14 protein-coding genes, 1 pseudogene and 1 riboswitch are annotated in these 14251 nt (G+C 61.4%); of the genes and pseudogenes, 8 read left to right on the top strand and 7 right to left on the bottom strand.

The window, feature by feature from the left end; genetic code table 11:
- The first annotated feature begins 150 nt into the window (after nucleotides 1-150).
- The 4 genes from OF122_RS17945 to OF122_RS17930 all read left to right on the top strand — a co-directional run bounded on the left by OF122_RS17945 (nucleotide 151) and on the right by OF122_RS17930 (nucleotide 4594).
- Nucleotides 151-1131 (top strand): ABC transporter permease, encoded by a 981-nt coding sequence (locus tag OF122_RS17945; RefSeq protein ID WP_264225545.1) that lies wholly within the window; start codon nucleotides 151-153, stop codon nucleotides 1129-1131.
- Nucleotides 1132-1134: 3 nt separating this feature from the next.
- Nucleotides 1135-2073, top strand: a complete 939-nt coding sequence (locus tag OF122_RS17940; RefSeq protein ID WP_264225544.1) for an ABC transporter permease — start codon at nucleotides 1135-1137, stop codon at nucleotides 2071-2073.
- Nucleotides 2073-3731 (top strand): ABC transporter ATP-binding protein, encoded by a 1659-nt coding sequence (locus tag OF122_RS17935; protein ID WP_264225543.1) that lies wholly within the window; start codon nucleotides 2073-2075, stop codon nucleotides 3729-3731. The genes OF122_RS17940 and OF122_RS17935 overlap by 1 nt, the downstream gene beginning before the upstream one ends.
- A 137-nt stretch (nucleotides 3732-3868) precedes the next feature.
- The gene (locus tag OF122_RS17930) at nucleotides 3869-4594 is read left to right on the top strand and encodes an SIMPL domain-containing protein (protein ID WP_264225542.1); all 726 of its coding nucleotides are present in this window, start codon (nucleotides 3869-3871) and stop codon (nucleotides 4592-4594) included.
- A gap of 151 nt (nucleotides 4595-4745) precedes the next feature.
- On the opposite strand, the gene OF122_RS17925 is transcribed toward OF122_RS17930, so the two are convergent.
- Genes OF122_RS17925 through OF122_RS17915 form a run of 3 tightly spaced genes read right to left on the bottom strand, consistent with a single transcriptional unit; the run spans nucleotide 4746 to nucleotide 6780 of the window.
- On the bottom strand, nucleotides 4746-5144 hold the full coding sequence (locus tag OF122_RS17925; protein WP_264225541.1) for a Fur family transcriptional regulator: 399 nt from the start codon (nucleotides 5142-5144) through the stop codon (nucleotides 4746-4748).
- A 3-nt stretch (nucleotides 5145-5147) separates the two neighbouring features.
- A complete protein-coding gene (locus tag OF122_RS17920; protein ID WP_264227700.1) occupies nucleotides 5148-5972 on the bottom strand; it encodes an iron chelate uptake ABC transporter family permease subunit in 825 nt (274 codons plus the stop codon).
- Nucleotides 5941-6780 carry an ATP-binding cassette domain-containing protein gene (locus tag OF122_RS17915; RefSeq protein WP_264225540.1) on the bottom strand — a complete coding sequence of 280 codons (840 nt, stop codon included), beginning with the start codon at nucleotides 6778-6780 and terminating at the stop codon, nucleotides 5941-5943. The genes OF122_RS17920 and OF122_RS17915 overlap by 32 nt, the downstream gene beginning before the upstream one ends.
- A 98-nt stretch (nucleotides 6781-6878) precedes the next feature.
- On the opposite strand from OF122_RS17915, the gene znuA reads away from it, so the two are divergent.
- Nucleotides 6879-7871 (top strand): zinc ABC transporter substrate-binding protein ZnuA, encoded by a 993-nt coding sequence (znuA, locus tag OF122_RS17910; protein ID WP_264225539.1) that lies wholly within the window; start codon nucleotides 6879-6881, stop codon nucleotides 7869-7871.
- A 221-nt stretch (nucleotides 7872-8092) separates the two neighbouring features.
- The gene (gene aztD, locus OF122_RS17905; protein WP_264225538.1) at nucleotides 8093-9286 is read left to right on the top strand and encodes a zinc metallochaperone AztD; all 1194 of its coding nucleotides are present in this window, start codon (nucleotides 8093-8095) and stop codon (nucleotides 9284-9286) included.
- Between the two features lie 51 nt (nucleotides 9287-9337).
- Here aztD and OF122_RS17900 read toward each other — a convergent pair whose 3' ends face one another.
- The 3 genes and pseudogenes from OF122_RS17900 to OF122_RS17890 form a co-directional block, all read right to left on the bottom strand.
- Nucleotides 9338-9712 (bottom strand): DMT family protein, encoded by a 375-nt coding sequence (locus OF122_RS17900; RefSeq protein ID WP_264225537.1) that lies wholly within the window; start codon nucleotides 9710-9712, stop codon nucleotides 9338-9340.
- 181 nt (nucleotides 9713-9893) lie between these two features.
- Nucleotides 9894-10331 carry a VOC family protein gene (locus OF122_RS17895; protein ID WP_264225536.1) on the bottom strand — a complete coding sequence of 146 codons (438 nt, stop codon included), beginning with the start codon at nucleotides 10329-10331 and terminating at the stop codon, nucleotides 9894-9896.
- 81 nt (nucleotides 10332-10412) lie between these two features.
- A pseudogene (locus OF122_RS17890) lies at nucleotides 10413-10826 on the bottom strand (winged helix-turn-helix transcriptional regulator); the annotation flags it as partial.
- Between the two features lie 72 nt (nucleotides 10827-10898).
- On the opposite strand from OF122_RS17890, the gene OF122_RS17885 reads away from it, so the two are divergent.
- Nucleotides 10899-11564, top strand: a complete 666-nt coding sequence (locus OF122_RS17885) for an alpha/beta fold hydrolase (protein WP_264225534.1) — start codon at nucleotides 10899-10901, stop codon at nucleotides 11562-11564.
- Between the two features lie 10 nt (nucleotides 11565-11574).
- Here OF122_RS17885 and OF122_RS17880 read toward each other — a convergent pair whose 3' ends face one another.
- Nucleotides 11575-12552 (bottom strand): aldo/keto reductase, encoded by a 978-nt coding sequence (locus OF122_RS17880; RefSeq protein WP_264225533.1) that lies wholly within the window; start codon nucleotides 12550-12552, stop codon nucleotides 11575-11577.
- Between the two features lie 89 nt (nucleotides 12553-12641).
- Nucleotides 12642-12964, top strand: a riboswitch (cobalamin riboswitch).
- Between the two features lie 234 nt (nucleotides 12965-13198).
- On the opposite strand from OF122_RS17880, the gene cobW reads away from it, so the two are divergent.
- Nucleotides 13199-14251 carry a cobalamin biosynthesis protein CobW gene (cobW, locus tag OF122_RS17875; protein WP_408636266.1) on the top strand — a complete coding sequence of 351 codons (1053 nt, stop codon included), beginning with the start codon at nucleotides 13199-13201 and terminating at the stop codon, nucleotides 14249-14251.

The raw sequence follows: 14251 nt of genomic DNA, 5'->3' as shown, positions 1-14251 counted from the left end.
CCACAATTTCTGTGGCGCGGCGTTTGTTTGCGAAGCCTTGCAAAGCCCGCGATTGTCGCCGGCGAATTTTCCGATAAAGTTCAAACGCAATGCACATGGGTTCGGGCCGTCCCGGACTGAAGCGCAAAAGCGTTCACGGAGACCACATCCATGCTGGCCTTCATCTTCAAGCGCCTCGGGCAATCCATACTGGTGATGCTTGCTGTCGCTCTGATTTCGTTCGTCATGTTCCGCTATGTCGGCGATCCGGTCGCCTCCATGGTTTCCCAGGAAGCCTCGATGGCCGATCAGGAATTCCTGCGCGAAAGCCTAGGCCTCAACGATCCCTTCTACGAGCAGTTCTTTCGCTTTATCGTCAATGCCCTGCAGGGCAATTTCGGCATTTCATATCGTCTTCAGACGCCGGTCGCAGAACTCATCATGTCGCGCCTGCCCGCGACCATCGAGCTGGCGCTCACTTCAGCCGCCATCGCTCTGGTGTTCGGCATTCTAGCTGGCGTCTTTACCGCGCTGAACCGCAAGAACCCCGCCGCTGCCGCCATCATGGCGTTTTCGCTGATCGGTGTTTCGCTGCCGACCTTTCTGATCGGCATCGGGCTGATCTACATCTTCGCCGTCGAACTGCAGTGGCTGCCCAGTTTCGGGCGCGGCGAGGTCATCGATTTCGGCTGGTGGCGCACCGGCTTTCTCACTGAAACCGGCCTGCGCTCGATCATTCTGCCCGCCATCACACTGTCGTTGTTCCAGATGACGCTGATCATGCGCCTGGTGCGCGCCGAAATGCTCGAAGTGCTGCGCCAGGACTATATCAAGTTCGCTCGCGCCCGGGGCCTTTCCAAGCGTGCCATCAACTTCTCGCACGCGCTCAAGAACACGATGGTCCCCGTCATCACCATCGCCGGCCTGCAACTGGGCTCGATCATCACCGGAGCGCTGATCACCGAAACCGTGTTCCAGTGGCCCGGCATCGGCTCGTTGTTTTTATCCTCGGTCGCCGTCGTCGATGTGCCGGTCATGGCCGCCTACCTGATCTTTGTCGGCTTCGTCTTCGTGATCGTCAATCTCATCGTCGACATACTCTATTACGTCGTGGATCCGCGCCTGCGGGTCGGCGCGGCAAAGGGGCACTGAGCAATGAACGATATAACCCCCACAGCCCCCAAAGGCCGGCTTGCCCGCATCATCGATTCCGATATCTTTTATTCCTACCGTACGTCGCCGGTGGCCATCGTCTCCTCGATCGTTGCCACGGTGCTGATCCTTGCGGCCATCTTTGCGCCCTTTATCGCCCCCTATGATCCCTTCAACCCGCGCACCCTCAATCTCATGAACGGGTTTACCCCGCCCGTGAGCGAAAGCTTTTCGGGCAGCTTCTTCCTGCTCGGTTCGGACCATCAGGGCCGCGACGTCTTTTCCGCCATTCTCTACGGCTCGCGCGTCTCGCTCATGGTCGGTCTGTCGGCCATCCTGTTCGCCATGCTGCTCGGCGTCACTCTGGGCCTGATCGCGGGCTATCGGGGCGGGCTGACCGACACCATCATCATGCGCATCGCTGATATCCAGCTTTCCTTTCCCTCGATCCTCATCGCGCTTTTGATCTTCGGTATCGCGCGCGGCATCATTCCACCCAACCAGCGCGAATCCATGGCGATCTTTGTCCTGATCTTTTCCATCGGGCTTTCGGACTGGGCCCAGTTCGCCCGGACCGTGCGCGGCACCACGATGGTCGAGCGGCAAAAGGATTACGTTTCGGCCGCCCGCATCATAGGGGTCAAACCGGTTTTCATCCTGATCCGCCACATCCTGCCCAATGTGCTCGGTCCTGTTCTGGTCATCGGCACCATCGGGCTGGCCCTCGCCATCATCGCCGAAGCGACGCTCTCGTTCCTCGGCGTCGGCGTTCCGCCCACCCAACCCTCGCTGGGCACGCTGATCCGTATCGGCCAGCAGTTCCTGTTCTCGGGCGAATGGTGGATCCTGTTTTTCCCCGCCATCACGCTCGTGCTCCTCGCCCTGTCGGTCAACCTTCTGGGTGACTGGCTGCGTGACGCCCTCAATCCAAGGCTGCGCTGATGAGCCAACCTGTTCTTTCCGTCAAAGACCTTTCCGTCGTCTTCCATCTGCGGCGCGGTGACTTCACCGCCGTCAAATCCATCTCGTTCGACATCATGCCCGGCGAAGTGCTCGGCGTGGTGGGCGAGTCCGGCGCCGGCAAATCGATGACCGGCACCGCCATCATGGGCCTTGTCGATTGGCCGGGTGAAATTTCCTCGACCTCGATTACCCTGAGCGGCGACCGCATCGACGGGCTCGATGAGGAAAGCCTGCGCAAGATCCGCGGCCGCCGCATCGGCATGGTCATGCAGGACCCGCTGACCTCGCTCAATCCGCTCTTTACGGTCGGCGAGCAGTTGATCGAAACCATCCGCCGCCATCTGCCGCTCAGCCAGGACGAGGCCCGCACCCGCGCCATCGCACTTTTGGCCGATGCGGGCATCCCCGATCCCGAAAGTCGCATCGATTCCTATCCCCATCAGTTCTCTGGCGGCATGCGACAGCGCGTGGTGATCTCGCTCGCCCTCGCGGCTGAACCTGAACTGGTGATCGCTGACGAGCCCACCTCGGCCCTCGATGTTTCGGTTCAGGCTCAGATCATCAAGGTCTTAAAGCGCCTGTGCGCCGAGCGCGGCGTTGCCGTAATGCTCATCACCCACGATATGGGCGTCATCGCCGAAGCCGCCGACCGCATGATCGTCATGAACAAGGGCGAGATCGTCGAGACAGGTTCGGTGGGCGACATCATCAATCGTCCCAAAATGGACTATACGATCAAGCTGATCGAAGCCATTCCCTCGATCACCGCCCAGAACCCGCGCTACGCGGCGGCGGTCGCCAAGGGCCACAGCTTTGCTTCGGAAAAGACCGACGAACCGCTCGTCGTTGTCGAAAATCTTTCCAAGCAGTTCGATATCTCGGGCTCCTTTCTGGCCCGCATCACCGGCCGCAACCGCAACATCGTCAACGCGGTCAATGGCGTGTCCTTCACCATCCAGCGTGGCCAGACTTATGGTCTTGTCGGGGAATCGGGGTCGGGAAAATCGACCTGTGCGCGCATGATGGTCGGCCTTTTGCCGCCCTCTGGCGGCAGTGTCAGGCTCGAAGACACCGACATCTGGTCCAAGGGCGCCGAAAAAAAGCGCCGCTCGAAAATCCAGATGATCTTTCAGGATCCCTATGCCAGCCTCAACCCGCGCTGGCGAGTGGGCGAAATTATCGCCGAGCCCATGCGGGCGCTCGGCATCGCCAGAAAGCCCGGTGAAATCGCAGATCGCGTTGCCGACCTGCTCGAACGCGTGCGGCTCGATCCGGTCTCCATGCGCAAATATCCCCACGAGTTTTCCGGTGGCCAGCGCCAGCGCATCGCGATTGCCCGCGCGCTTTCGAGCCAACCCGAATTCATCATCTGCGACGAACCCACCTCCGCTCTCGACGTTTCCGTCCAGGCTCAGGTTCTCGAGTTGATGAGCCGGCTGCAGGAAGAGTTCGGGCTCACCTATCTGCTCATCAGTCACAACCTCGCAGTGGTGCGCCAGATGGCCGATGCTGTGGGCGTCCTGCATCACGGCAATCTGGTCGAAAGCGGCCCCGTCGAACAGATCTTCAGCGCCCCCAGGGCCGACTACACCCGCATGCTGCTCGATGCGGTCCCCGATATTTCCAAGGTGGCCTAACGGCCTGCCCAAAACCGGTCACAATTGAAGCGCCCCATCGGCCTTGCGCCGGGGGGCGTGCTGGAGTGACATCAGGAAAAGGTGCAGACTTTTCCATCTCGATGCCGCGACCGGCCAAGACAATTTGGGGACCAATCATGCAATCCATCTCGCGCATTCTCGCCGCGTTGCTCGTCGCAATCGGTCTGGCTCTGGCCGGCTGGCTGGGCGGTCAGGCGCTCATCGAATCCCGCCAGCCCATCCGCACGGTCACGGTCAAAGGCCTCTCCGAGCGCAACGTCACCGCCGATCTGGCCTATTGGCCCATCAAGTTCGTCGCCACCGGCCCGACCCTTGAAGATGCCCGCGCCCAGCTCGAAACCTCCGATGCCGCAGTGCGCGACTTCCTCACCGGCGCCGGGTTCCCTCAAGATTCGATGCAGGTCCAGAATATCCTCGTCGAGGACCGTCTCGCCGGCTACAACGCATCCAACACCCCCGACATGGCGCGCTTCGTTCTGACCGAGGAATTCATGGTCACCTCGAACGATGTCGAGGCTATCGCCGCCGCCTCGCGCGACATCGGCGACCTTTTGCGCGCCGGCGTGGTGTTCTCCTCCGACAGCTACAATGCCGGCCCGAGCTACATTTTCACCGCGCTCAATGATCTCAAAACCGACATGCTCGCCGAAGCCACCCAACGTGCCCGCGAAGCCGCCCAGCAATTCGCCGAGGAAGCGGGCGCCGAAGTCGGCACCATCCAGACCGCCAATCAGGGCGTCTTCGAGATCCTCGCCGCCGTCGAAATCCCCGACCAGCGCTCCGAAAAGCAGATGGACAAGAAGGTGAGGGTGGTGACGACGATCACCTATTTCCTGGAATAGCTTTTCACACTCACACTATCCCAACACACTCCGTCACCCGGCCTTGAGCCGGGGCCCGGTAGCGTTCAAGATGCGCTCAGGCGTTGCCGCATACTGAATCCCGGATCAAGTCCGGGATGACGCCGTGTCGTGGTTGGCCCAAACGACCGCCTCACGCGGCCGCACATACCCGACACTCCCCGCGTATCTCCATCGTCGTGCGCTTGACAACAAACCCCTCCCGGTCCGCCCAGCCCGTCAGTCGCTCCCGAACCACATCGTCAGAGAACTCGGAAACCTGCCCGCACTTCTCGCAGATCGCAAAGGCGATCAGCCCTGAATCATGGCAATGCGGATGCGCGCAGGCGACAAACGCGTTCATCGATTCCAGCCGGTGCGCCAGTCCCATATCGAGCAGCTTTTCGAGCGCCCGATAGACCTGCAGCGGTGCCCGTAACCCGTCATCGCGCAACTGGTCGAGGATCGCGTAGGCGCTCATGGGCGCGTCGGCCTTTTCCAGCCGGTCGAGCACCAGCGACTGGTTGCGGGTGAGATCGGAATGCGCACTCATTTCTCAGGCGGCTCCCTTGTTGCCCAGCGGGACGATGGAGGTAATAGCAAATACGCAAAGCGCCGCAACCACGATCGAGGGTCCCGATGGCGTATCGAAATGCAGCGAAGCCCACAAGCCTGCAAGAACGGCGGCGATCCCGCCCAGCGCCGCATAAATCGCCATCTGCTCGGGTGTATTGGCCAGCCTTCGCGCGGCGGTGGCGGGAATGATCAACATCGCGGTAATCAGCAGCACGCCGAGGATTTTCATCGATATGGCGATCAGTGCCGCGAGCAGCACCATGAATATCAACCGTGTGCGCTCGGGGTTCAGCCCCTCGGCCTGCGCGATATCCTCGGAAACAGTGCCCGCCAGCATCGGCCGCCACAGCCACGCCAGCACCCCCAGAACGAGGGTTCCCCCGCCATAGATCATCGCAATATCGCTCACCGACACCGCAAGAATGTCGCCAAACAGCAATCCCATCAGATCGATCCGCACATTGGGCATGAGCGACACGAGCACCAGCCCCAGCGCCAGCGCCGAATGGCTGAGCAGTCCCAGCAGCGAATCCGCCGAAAGCGTGCCCCGGCGCTGCAAGAACGCCAGGATCAGCGCCACCATAACCGCAATGGCGAACACCCCCACCACGGGCGAAAATGAAAAGAACAGCGCCAGCGCCACCCCCAGAATGGCCGAATGGGCCATCGTATCCCCGAAATAGGCCATGCGCCGCCAGACGATAAAGCTGCCCAGCGGCCCCGTCACCGCCGCCAGCCCTAGCCCGGCGATCAGCGCCCGCGTGAAAAAGCTCTCAAGCATGCCTGTGGTCTCCTTCATGGTCATGCTCGCAATGGGGCCCATGCGCGTGATGGTCGAAATGGAGTTGCCCCTTGGCATCTCGCACCGTTCCATCGGGCAGATGCGCATGGTCGTGCTCATGGCGATAAATCGCCAGCGTTTCGGCCGCCCGCGGTCCGAACAGCGCCGCATATTCCCCGCTCGCCGCCACGCTGTCGGGCGTGCCCTGGCAGCACACATGCCCGTTGAGGCAGATCACCGTATCGGTGCGCGCCATCACCACATGCAGATCGTGGGAAATCAGCACCACCCCGCATCCGGTCTCATCGCGTATCCGCCCGATCAGATCATAAAGCGCCACCTCGCCGGAAAAATCGACCCCCTGCACGGGCTCGTCGAGCACCAGAAGGTCAGGCCGCCCGATCACCGCGCGGGCAATCAGTGCCCGCTGGAATTCCCCGCCCGAAAGCGAATGCACCTGCGCGCGAGCGAGGTGGGAAATCCCCACCATTTCCAGTGCCGCCGCAATCTCGGCCTTTGTCCGGCGTCCGGTCAGCCCCATCAACCGCTCGACGGTCATGGGCAGCGAGCGGTCCATGGCGATCTTTTGCGGCACATAGCCGATGGCAAGGTTTTTGGCCCGCCACACACGCCCCTCATCGGGTTTGATGATGCCCAGAGCGGTCTTGACCGTCGTCGATTTGCCCGACCCGTTCGGCCCGATCAGCGTCACGATTTCCCCGCGCGCAATGGCCATGTCCACCCCGCGCACCAGCCAGCGTCCGTCGCGTTTCACCCCGACGCCTTCGATCCGAACGATGTCGTCCCGCTCGGGAGCGGTAAAATTTTTCATGCCCGATCCTGACAGATGCGCATTGACTCAAGTCGCAATGTTATAGCATTACATCACTGTGTAATGTCATAACATAATCGTCTGGAGCCCTTCCGACAATGCCCAATAAAGCCTTCGCCCTTCTCGCCCCCGCCGCCATCGCGCTTTTTGCAGCCACCCCCGCGCTCGCCGCGCCCAATGTGGTCGCCACCATAAAGCCGCTGCATTCGCTGGTCGCTGGCGTCATGGAAGGCGTGGGTACACCTGAACTGCTCATCGAAGGCGCAGCAAGCCCGCATGGCTTTTCCCTGCGCCCCTCCGACGCCGGCAAGCTTGAAAGCGCCGATCTGGTCTTCTGGATTGGCGAAAATCTCGAAACCTTCCTCGATGGTCCCCTCGATACACTTTCGGCCGGTGCCACCAAGGTCGAGATGATGAATATCGAGGGCATGAACATTCGCGAACTTCGCGAAGGCGGTTTGTTCGAAGTTCACAGCCACGATGACGAGCACGAAGAACACGAACATGAAGAGCACGCCGAGGATGAACACGTCGACGAGGACGATCATGCTCATGAAGACGAGCATGACCATGAACATGGCGACGCCCACCTCTGGCTCGATCCGCAAAACGCCCGCTTGATGGTCGCCGCCATCGCCGACGCGCTGATTGCCGCCGACCCGGAAAATGCCGAAGCCTACAATGCCAACGGCCAGGCCCTGGCCGCCCGTCTCGATGCGCTGCAGGCCGAAATCGATGCCCGCCTCGAACCGGCCCGCGGCAAGCCCTTCTTTGTCTTCCACGACGCCTATCACGCCTTCGAGGAAAGCTTTGACATCGAGGCATCGGGCTCGTTCACGGTCAATCCCGAGATCGCTCCGGGGGCAGGGCGCATGACCGAACTCCGCGCCGTAGTCGAGCAGCAAGGCGCCGCCTGTCTTTTCGCCGAACCCCAGTTCTCCCCGCAGGTCATCGAAACCATCGCCGAGGGCACCGGCGCTCGCATCGGCACTCTCGATCCCCTGGGGGCCGACATCGCCGACGGTCCCGAACTCTATTTCACGCTGATGAACACCATGGCCGACAATCTTCTCGATTGCCTCGCCGACTGAGCCGGTTTGCCTGCCGGACCCGGTTGCCGGGCAAAGGGGCGGGGTGCCTTAGGGCACCCGCCCCACCCCGAAATCACCGCCCACATCCATGGCCTTTTCGCCACCTTAAGGGGCTGCACCGCTATCAGGCCCGAACCCTCATTTCGGTTCCTTACTGCCCAGTCCCGCCGGTGCATATCTGGATGCAAATGTTACGTTATATCATTAATAGGAGAAATCCCGTGAAGCCAAGTGCTCCGATATCCCACGCCATCCTGCTGGCCGGCATGTCTCTCCCCGGCACAGCAGCATATGCCGACGAGATTTCCGTCTGGCGCGCCTTCGTCGCCGATCAGGCCCAGGGAACCGTCAGCGTTATCGACCTCGAAGCCGGCGAAGTCGTCGACACCTTCGCGCTTAACGGTCCAGCCAGCCTCTATGTCACCTCCAGCGCCCAGCGCGTCTTTGCCGTTCAGGGCAATGCCAATATCGTCCAGGCCATCGACACCGGCATCGCAATCGACGATCACGGCGACCATGGCGATATCGAGATCACCGATCCCGCGCTGCTCGACACAGCAATCGAAGGCGAATATCCGGTCCACTTCGTCGACCATCACGGCCAGATCGCCCTGTTCTTCGATAATGAGGGCGTGGCAAAAATCATCGATGAGTCTGATTTCGGCGCAACCGAGCCGCGCATCGTACCGTCCGGCGCCCCCCATCACGGTGTTGCCGCTGCTTATGGCGATTATACGCTCATCACCGAACCGCACCCCGAAGACCCCTCCAACTTGCCCGTCGGTATCAATGTGCTCGACGCCGACGACCGGCAGGTTGGCGATACCCACGCCTGTCCCGGCCTTCATGGTGAGGCAAGTTCCGGCAATCTGCTTGCCATCGCCTGCGATACGGGCCTTCTTCTGGTCACTGACAGCGCCGATGACCCCCAGATAACCCATCTCCCCTACGATGAAGCGCTGCCCGAGGGCAAAAGTTCGACCCTGCTCGGTGGCGTCGGCATCCAGTATTTCCTCGGCAATTACGGCGCCGACCGTCTCGTTCTGATCGATCCCCATCAGGAAAGCTTCCGCCTCGTCGATCTGCCCACGCGCCGCGTGCATTTCGCCGTCGATTCCGTCCGGCCGCAGTTCGCCTATATCTTCACCGAAGACGGCAATTTGCACCGTCTTAACACGCTCTCGGGTGAAATAAGCGCCACTCTCGAACTCACCGGCCCCTATTCCATGGACGGTCATTGGTCCGACCCGCGCCCCCGCATCGCGGTGGCGGGCGACGAAATCCTCGTCACCGACCCCAACGCTTCGCAGATCCATCGCATCGACGCGGTCGCCTTCGAGCCTTCCGGCACCATCGCCGTCGATGGCCTCCCCATGGGCATCGTCGTCGCCGGCGGCTCCGGCGCCGTCCATTGACACTAAAAGGACCGCCTTTCGGGGCGGTCCCTCCTGCCATCAGACAGGGCTCTAGCGGATCGGCCCCTTGAAGATGAAAAACGCCCCCAGCGCGATAAAGCCGAACCCGAGCATGTGGTTGAGTGTGAATTTTTCGCCGAGATAGAAAATCGCAAACAGCGCGAAGACCGAGAGCGAAATCACTTCCTGAATGGTCTTGAGCTCGGCCGCCGAATAGGTGCCATACCCGATCCGGTTGGCGGGCACCGCCAGCCAGTATTCGAAAAACGCGATCCCCCAACTCACCAGCACCACCACCCACAGCGCCGCTCCGGGAAATTTCAGATGTCCGTACCAGGCGAACGCCATGAAGACGTTCGAGGCGATCAGGAGCAGGATCGGGGCAGCAAGGGAGAAAAGAGAAGGGACGGCAGCAAGGGCGGTCATGAATCAGGTCTCGGACATCGCCACGATTGGCGGACCGAAATCGAAAGCGCGCTTCCCGCGCCAAAATCAAGCCCAATCCTTATCCGCGCACGTCGAACCTTCGAAAATGTACATCCTGATGCGGCCATGGGCTGATCCGGTGCCGCGCTCGCACGAGCCTGCCGGCACCGACCGGATTTCTTCAGCGAAGTTCCTGGGCGAGCCCGATCAGCAGCCCCTCCGGCCCACGGATGTAGCAAAGCCTATACGCGTCTTCATACTGAACGACTTCGCCCACCAGCTGCGCGCCGCGATTGCCGAGCTTTTCGAGCGTTTCGTCGATATCGTCCACGGTGAACATGACGCGGAGGTAGCCTAAGGCGTTGACCGGCGCATTGCGGTGATCCGCCACAACGGCGGGGGTGACGAAGCGGGAAAGCTCAAGCCGGCTATGACCGTCCGGCGTACGCATCATTGCAATCTCCACGCACTGGTCGCCCAGTCCGGTGACCCGTCCGGCCCATTCTCCTTCGATGGTTGCCCGCCCTTCGAGCTCGAGCCCCAGCTCGCCAAAGAATTCGATCGCCCGGCCGAGGTCTTCGACGACGATTCCGACATTGTCCATCCGTTTGAGTGCCATGTATCCTCTCTACATATTGTCGTTTAGACCGTAAGCTCATACCTGCCTGCCAAGCGGCAGGGTGTTCTATGGGGCTCCAGCCAGATGAACCGCCCGCAAGGCGTCCATATGCGCCTCCACCGCGCCCGGCCCGGCCCGGTCCCGCGCCTCCCCTGTTGCGGCCAGCACGGGGTCGACCGGCATATAGCGGCGGCTCCAGCGGCTGATCTGCGCGATCACCGGCAGAAGTTGGATGCCTTTTTCGGTCAGCGAATAGATGGCCTTGAGGCGATGGCTGGGGTCGTCGGCCCGGGTGATGATGCCGATGCGCGTCAGCATGGCCAGCCGGTCCGCCAGAATGTTGGTGGAAATACCTTCGTCCGAGGCCAGGAACTCGCGGAAATGCCTTTTGCCCGCAAACATCATGTCGCGGATGATCAATAGGGTCCATTTGTCCCCGAACACTTCAAGGCCGAGATTGATCGGGCAGCCGGAGCGAAAAGGCGATGAGTCCATAGGGTTGACTCTATGTCTAATGGTTGTAAAAAGCAAGTGATTGTATTTTGCAATCATAAAAAGGAGGAAGCGATGACGACCTTTGTTGTGGTGCATGGTGCCTGGGCTGGCGCCTGGGGTTGGGATCTCGTGGCAAAGCGGCTCCGCGCGGCGGGCCATGACGTGCATGTGCCGACGCTGAGCGGGCTGGGGGAGCGCTCGCACCTTGCGCAACTGCCCATTACCCTGAGCACGCACATCAACGACATCGTCAACGAGATGGTCTGGCATGACCTCAGCGATGTGGTGTTGGTCGCCCATTCCTATGGCGGGTTCGTCGCCACAGGTGTTGCCGAGCGTGCGCTCGAGCGCATCGCTTCGATCGTCTATCTCGATGCCTTCATTCCTGAAGATGGCCAGTCCTTCGAAGACATCATGGGTGAGAAACTCACTGGTCCGGTGGTGCCGGCCCCGGAAATCGGCGACGGCGAATACGCCACGAAGGCCGAATGCGACCGTGTCGCTGCTCTCTCCACGCCACAGCCGACGGGCACTTTCACCGAACGCCTCAAAGTTACCGGCGCCTATCTCAAGATCGCCCGCAAGGCCTTCATCCTCGCCACCGGCTGGGATGGTTTCGGCTCTGTCGCCGCTCCGCTGCGCAACGATCCGGCCTGGACGGTACACGAATTGCCCTGCGGCCACGACGTCCCGTTGCTCATGCCCGATGAACTGACGGCATTGCTGGCAAGGGCCTGACCCAGCCGGCTCAGATCTCGCCGCGAATATTGGGTCGCACCTTTTCTGCATAGAAGGTGGCGAGGCTTTCATGGACCGATCGCGGCAATTCGGGTAGGTCCCCGGCCTCTGCGTTAACCCCGATCTGGTCGGGCCGCGAAACCCCGGCAATGATCGTGGAGACCGCCTTGTGGTCCAAAATCCAGCGCAGCGCGAAAAGGCTCATTCTTTGGCCCTCGGGCACATAGCCGCGCAACTCGTCGGCCAGTTCCACCCCGACCTCGAACGGGATGCCGCCAAACGTCTCGCCCACTGAAAATGCCTGCCCGTCGCGATTGTAGCTCCGGTGGTCGGTGGGGGAAAATTCGGTGTCGCGCGTATATTTGCCCGACAGCAGCCCCGAAGCCAGCGGCAGGCGCACGATCACCCCCACATCGCGCTCCATCGCTTTGTCGAGCAGGCTTTCGGCCGCGTCCTGGCGGAAGATGTTGAAGATGATCTGCAGCGTCGCCAGCCCCTCGTGCTCAAGACAGATCTCCGCCTCGGCGATCGTTTCCACGCTTGCGCCCCAGTTCTTGATCAGACCTTCGGCCTTGATCTCATCCATCCAGCCAAAGATTTCGCCCGCTTCGAGCACGTCGCGCGGCACGCAGTGCAGCTGCGCCAGGTCGATACTGTCCACGCACAGCCGCCGTGCCGATTCTTCAAGGCTCTCGCGTACCCCGCCCTTGGTGTATTTGTCGGGATAGAGCGCCGCCGCACGGCCCACCTTGGTGGCCACCACCAGCCCGTCGGGCTTGCCATAGAACGTGCCGATCCGGTGCTCGGAAAGCCCGTTGCCGTAAACGTCAGCGGTATCCCAGAAATTGACCCCCAGCCGCGCCGCATTGGCCAGGATCGTCGAGGCGTCATTATCCTCGATCGGGCCGAAATCGCCGCCCAGCTGCCAGGTACCCAATCCGATTTCGGAAACCAGAAAGTCGGTTTTGCCCAATCGCCGCGTTTTCATCTTTATCCTGCCTCTCCGATTGTCTGGTTCTCTCTGGTGATAAGCGAGCACGCTCTCCGATGCAATTGACGCGGGGTCATTGCGCGTGGCACATCTAGAACCGTGTTGGTTCCCCTTTCGTTGCAAGAGTCGAAACGGGAAGCAAAAGGGAACACGGTGCGGACGACCCAAAAGGGGCCAATGCCGTGGCTGCCCCCGCAACTGTAAGCCGCGATGGATTCCGGAAAATCCACTGATCCTGAGGGTCGGGAAGGCATCCGGAAGCCGATGAAGCGCTTCCAGCAAAAGTGGATATCACTTTTGCGGTTCGGAAGCGCGCCCGATGAGAATCGGGAGCCATGAGGCGATTGGACAATCGCCGAATTGCTCGAAAGTGGCCAGCCAGGAGACCTGCCAGCACAGAGAACCGGCCCCATGATGGGGGCGGCATTTCGCATTTGCACACGGAGGGTGTTGCTGTGACGACCAGAAGTTTTCCCGCGGCCGGCCCGCGATCCGTCCTGTCCGATCCGCCCTTTGCCCGTTAGGGGAGCCGATCGCGCATAGGACATGTTAAGGCGACAGGTCCGCTGCGCCCACCGCGCAGCCGCTCTGCGCGGCGCCCCCTTTCAGCCTAGATTGTTTCAGCTATTCCATGGAGGGTCGCATGACCTCGAAAATCCCGACAACCGTCATCACGGGCTTCCTCGGCGCCGGCAAGACAACCCTTGTCCGCCATCTGCTCGCCCACGCCAAGGGCAAGCGCATCGCGCTCATCATCAACGAGTTCGGCGATATCGGGGTCGACAAGGACGTGCTCGCCGGGTGCGGGGACGAAACCTGCCGCGAGGAGGATATGATCGAACTGGCCAATGGCTGCATCTGCTGCACCGTGGCTGACGATTTCATCCCCACCATGAACCAGATCCTTGCCCGCCCTGACCGCCCCGATCACATTGTCATCGAAACCTCGGGGCTGGCACTGCCCCAGCCCCTGATCCGCGCCTTTAACTGGCCCGAGATCAAGGCCGAGGTCACCATCGATGGCGTGGTGACCGTTGCCGACGCCGCCGCGCTCGCCGAAGGCCGCTTCGCCGCCAACGAAGAGGCCGTCGACGCCCAGCGCCGGCTCGATGAAATGCTCGATCACGAAACCCCGCTGGGCGAGCTTTTCGAAGACCAGATGGTCGCCGCCGACATGATCGTTCTCAACAAGACCGACCTTGTCGAACCCGCCGCCCTCGAAGCCGTCGAAGCCGAACTCAAAAAGCACATGCGCCCTGGCACACAGATCGTGCGCGCCGCCAACGGCCACGTCGATACGCTTGCCCTGCTCGGTCTTGGCATGTCCACCGAGGACAATCTTGAGGGCCGCGAAAGCCATCACGAGCTTGAGCACGATGGCGAGGGCCATGAGCATGACGATTTCGATTCGTTTTCGCTCACCATCCCTTCCGGCCCCGGCCGCGACCAGCTCCTCACCGCCATCGCCGATACCATCGCCACCCATGACGTTTTGCGCCTCAAAGGCTTTGCTGCCATCCCCGGCGCCCGCGCCCGCCTGGCCATCCAGGCGGTCGGCCCCCGCGTCAACGCCTACTTCGATAGAGATTGGCAAGAGGGCGAAGCGCGCGAAACCCGCCTCGTGGTCATCGGCGAAAGCCCCCTGGCCCGCGATGCCATCGAGGCGAGCCTGAAAAAGATTGCCGAGGCGGCATAG

This window comes from Pelagibacterium flavum, assembly GCF_025854335.1.
Classification (GTDB): Bacteria; Pseudomonadota; Alphaproteobacteria; order Rhizobiales; family Devosiaceae; genus Pelagibacterium; species Pelagibacterium flavum.
Note: the sequence above shows the minus strand (reverse complement) of the source record. Positions and strands in the feature narration are given on the sequence as shown.

What these genes read in the sequence shown, in the direction of transcription:
- OF122_RS17945 (WP_264225545.1), top strand. Translation starts at nt 151, where the DNA reads ATGCTGGCCTTCATCTTCAAGCGCCTCGGGCAATCCATACTGGTGATG.
- OF122_RS17940 (WP_264225544.1), top strand. Translation starts at nt 1,135, where the DNA reads ATGAACGATATAACCCCCACAGCCCCCAAAGGCCGGCTTGCCCGCATC.
- OF122_RS17935 (WP_264225543.1), top strand. Translation starts at nt 2,073, where the DNA reads ATGAGCCAACCTGTTCTTTCCGTCAAAGACCTTTCCGTCGTCTTCCAT.
- OF122_RS17930 (WP_264225542.1), top strand. Translation starts at nt 3,869, where the DNA reads ATGCAATCCATCTCGCGCATTCTCGCCGCGTTGCTCGTCGCAATCGGT.
- OF122_RS17925 (WP_264225541.1), bottom strand. Translation starts at nt 5,144, where the DNA reads ATGAGTGCGCATTCCGATCTCACCCGCAACCAGTCGCTGGTGCTCGAC.
- OF122_RS17920 (WP_264227700.1), bottom strand. Translation starts at nt 5,972, where the DNA reads ATGACCATGAAGGAGACCACAGGCATGCTTGAGAGCTTTTTCACGCGG.
- OF122_RS17915 (WP_264225540.1), bottom strand. Translation starts at nt 6,780, where the DNA reads ATGAAAAATTTTACCGCTCCCGAGCGGGACGACATCGTTCGGATCGAA.
- znuA (WP_264225539.1), top strand. Translation starts at nt 6,879, where the DNA reads ATGCCCAATAAAGCCTTCGCCCTTCTCGCCCCCGCCGCCATCGCGCTT.
- OF122_RS17900 (WP_264225537.1), bottom strand. Translation starts at nt 9,712, where the DNA reads ATGACCGCCCTTGCTGCCGTCCCTTCTCTTTTCTCCCTTGCTGCCCCG.
- OF122_RS17895 (WP_264225536.1), bottom strand. Translation starts at nt 10,331, where the DNA reads ATGGCACTCAAACGGATGGACAATGTCGGAATCGTCGTCGAAGACCTC.
- OF122_RS17885 (WP_264225534.1), top strand. Translation starts at nt 10,899, where the DNA reads ATGACGACCTTTGTTGTGGTGCATGGTGCCTGGGCTGGCGCCTGGGGT.
- OF122_RS17880 (WP_264225533.1), bottom strand. Translation starts at nt 12,552, where the DNA reads ATGAAAACGCGGCGATTGGGCAAAACCGACTTTCTGGTTTCCGAAATC.
- cobW (WP_408636266.1), top strand. Translation starts at nt 13,199, where the DNA reads ATGACCTCGAAAATCCCGACAACCGTCATCACGGGCTTCCTCGGCGCC.